This is a genomic window from Streptomyces sp. NPDC004031, from assembly GCF_053604375.1.
Map to the genome: position 1 here is coordinate 1 of NZ_JBSGHL010000134.1, position 3,074 is coordinate 3,074.

Below are 3,074 nucleotides of genomic sequence, written 5' to 3' on the forward strand. Positions count from 1 at the left end.
CTGAGGGTGAAGTCGTCCTCGCCGAGGTGCTCGAAGTGCTGGAGGTCGGCGACGGCCACCCGCGGCGGGATCGGATTTGCTGCCAGCGGCACCATCACGCGAAACAACAAGCTCGTTGAAACCTCGGGCGTGCTCGGTAGTTTTGAGACGGAGAACGAAGCTGAACTCGCGGGCCTCAGATGGTGCCGAGCGTGGGTGGACAGCCACGGTTGAAAGGGCGTCCATCTCTGCGCGCGGGCGCCCCGCGAATGCTCTTCAGCTATGCACGCCTCCGGCGTTTACCGCACCACTCCATATTGGTTGGGAATGGCCCCAAAAACGGCATGTCGCAACAAATCCTCCTTGGAGGCAGTGCCTTGCGGACCATCATCCTGGTCAATTCCAGAACGGTCAATCGGGCCGATGTCTGCCGGTCCAGTCGGTGCGCCTCCCGTCAACTCAACCGAGACCCGCGTTACTAGATTTCTCTTCGTGAGAGTAAGCAATAATTTCACTAGGAATCTATTTAATGCATATACACGACCGGAATGCGCATGCTTGTCAACGACAAAAATATGTATTTCTCGTTCCCGCACAACCTGGCGGTACCATTCAAGCACTGCCCCCTTCGTTTCTGGTTCTAGCAACCTGACTATAACCGAATCGTGCACTTCGTCCAGCCCCTTATAGACTGTTGGTATATCGTATCCCCACATATATGCACGCGCCGCATTATCTTCCGCGCACAAGATTTTCAACATCAACTGATACCACTCAGGTGATACGTCTGACACCTCGCGTTCCAACAGAGAAATTGCTTTCGCCAAATCGTGATATTCCGGCTTAAACGCAATTCTCAGGCACTCTTGAAGCCCTCCGTCTCCAGCTCCCTGTACGACAGCGGTAGCGCGTTCCGGTCGAAGTGCGTCCAATTCTTTTTCAAGGCTGGCATACCCCCAAAACGTTTTTCCAATATCAGAACTACTGGCAAGGACCTTTTCCGAGCCGAAGCCAATTGCAAAAATAACAATGCGAGCCCGAATAATGCTACTTTTTGAGCCGCCGAGGACATTTATCTCACGCGGCAGGATAACTGTTAGAACTCTTGCGCCACCATAAAGCACACTTTGATGAGACGTTAGCTTTATTCCATTTTCAATCTGAAAAACAGATGAATATTTCAGCTTATATTTATCTAGCTGCGCTTGTAGCTCGTCCGCCAGTGCACTCGCCGCTTTCGGAGCAGAGGGAAAGCGAAGGATAGCGGCATGCGTCGCTGGATTAGGTTTTAGGTCTGGAATATCTGGAAAGCAGTGACTGGAAAAGTGAATTGCTGGCCAATCATAAACGGTCGTGCTCAACAATCTGTCTGTGCCTTTGCGGAGCAACGAAAAGCACTGCCCCTGCGCATCGAGAACAAGCGTCCGCATACCAGCCTCAGCAGAGGCCAACGCTGCAGAAATTCCGCCCACACCCGCGCCTAGCACAACCACATCGTAGTCGACATCTCCATCAGCAAACGAACTACTATTTTCAGCTTGCTTTTCGAATAGCCCTGCATCAATGGCCGTATGAATAAGTGTCCGCGCCCGGAGGACTTGGTCACGCATGCTGATATAGGTCAAGCTCCTGTTAAGCTCGAACTGATTAGGTCCAATCTTATAAGCAAGAAGCGCCAACCCCGCATGAGATTTGTTTTTATCCATGTTTTAAAGAGCGTAATCTTGTGCGTCGAATAGACTCTTTCGAGCGGACGCGGATGTGCAAAGGAAATCATCATCAAGAATGAGTGCGAGGACGCCGCCCTTCATTCTCAACAAATCTCGCATGCGGTCAATTTGCACAGAAAGCTCATTATTCCGTGCGGTCAACATATTCAATCGCTCTTCTAACGAGGGGCCACGGTCCGGCACAGAACGTGACACGACTTCCCGATGAACGAGCCCCCGACGTCTATCGTCGTAGTCTCGTTTGATATTTTCGATATCAGCGGCAGCACTGAATACATACTCCCCACTTCCAACTCGCGCAGCCCTGTCCTCTAGTATTGCCAACCGCACATACTGGTCGACTACTCTCGTTAGCACAGAAATTGAAATTTTACCAAAACCCTGGCCCAGGATATATCTATATACCTCGTCCAATAAATCCCCGCGCGCCCTATATTCTCGGCCGTCCTTCTCCGACAATTGTGCGATATATGCCGCGATTAGCTCTTCCACTTATATCCCCCTATCCCAGCTAGCATACATGGATGACCCTCGCCTTGAGGCGAGTCAATAACCCATTTAATCATAAGTGTTTTTTGACTAGCAACTTCATCCGTCTCTCAATCGCGACCATCTCGTGTGCGGAAGAGTGGTACCGCACTCTACGCTGTTTTTCGTCCGCTGCGTGACCCTCCCTCGCAAGCGCGACCCTAAAAAGTAAAGACGCGGTCCTACATCGAAGGCAAAAACAAATCATCTCGATAGTACACGACACGCGCCCGCGCTTTTACTCCGCGCATGAGCAGTTATTCCTCTTGGGTATTTTCGTGCAAAGAGGGCGCCAGGGTGACGCATTGTGCCTGTCGCTCACGCGAACCGATGCGCGTTTAGCGCCTCACGATGGACATCATTATCGAGCTTCCCGGATACCCGGAGTGGACTGAACCGGTATCGCAACGACGTTATCGCAAACATCGCAAATAGCTACGAGAATCCTGCGACGAAGCCCTTGCCGTCGCTGAACGGAACATCTCGTTGAACGAAAGTTGTGTCAACCAGTTCGCCACAACGCGAGCAGATTGCTGTGCTCTTATCGCCTGCCTGAAAGCGTCCTGCGCTCATTGCGTTCTGAATCACTGGTGGTCGCGCTTTTCCTTTCGGCTCAGCCGAGCCTGCGCGGACGCAGTTGCCCGAGACTTGCCGAGCTCAACAGCCTCACGCACGTCCATCTCAAGTGCCCCCCTGTCTTTTTCTGGGGACGCCAGCTCGGTGAGAGCACCATCCCGTCCTATGAGCCATAAAGCCGTCGCGTAAAGACCGATACCAACGCCCGGTTCACCGGCCTCTATGCGCATCAGAGTCGGAACGGTCACTCCCAGTCGGGCC

2 protein-coding genes are annotated in these 3,074 nt (G+C 52.5%); both read right to left on the minus strand.

Annotated elements, in window-relative coordinates; translation table 11 throughout:
* Positions 1 to 278: 278 nt before the first annotated feature.
* Complete coding sequence (locus ACWERV_RS36575) at positions 279 to 1,685, minus strand: FAD-binding protein (protein ID WP_198113255.1); 1,407 nt, start codon at positions 1,683 to 1,685, stop codon at positions 279 to 281.
* 1,136 nt (positions 1,686 to 2,821) lie between these two features.
* On the minus strand, positions 2,822 to 3,074 hold a 253-nt coding region (locus ACWERV_RS36580; protein ID WP_355802468.1), incomplete at its 5' end, for a hypothetical protein.

What these genes read in the sequence shown, in the direction of transcription:
- ACWERV_RS36575 (WP_198113255.1), bottom strand. Translation starts at nt 1,685, where the DNA reads ATGGATAAAAACAAATCTCATGCGGGGTTGGCGCTTCTTGCTTATAAG.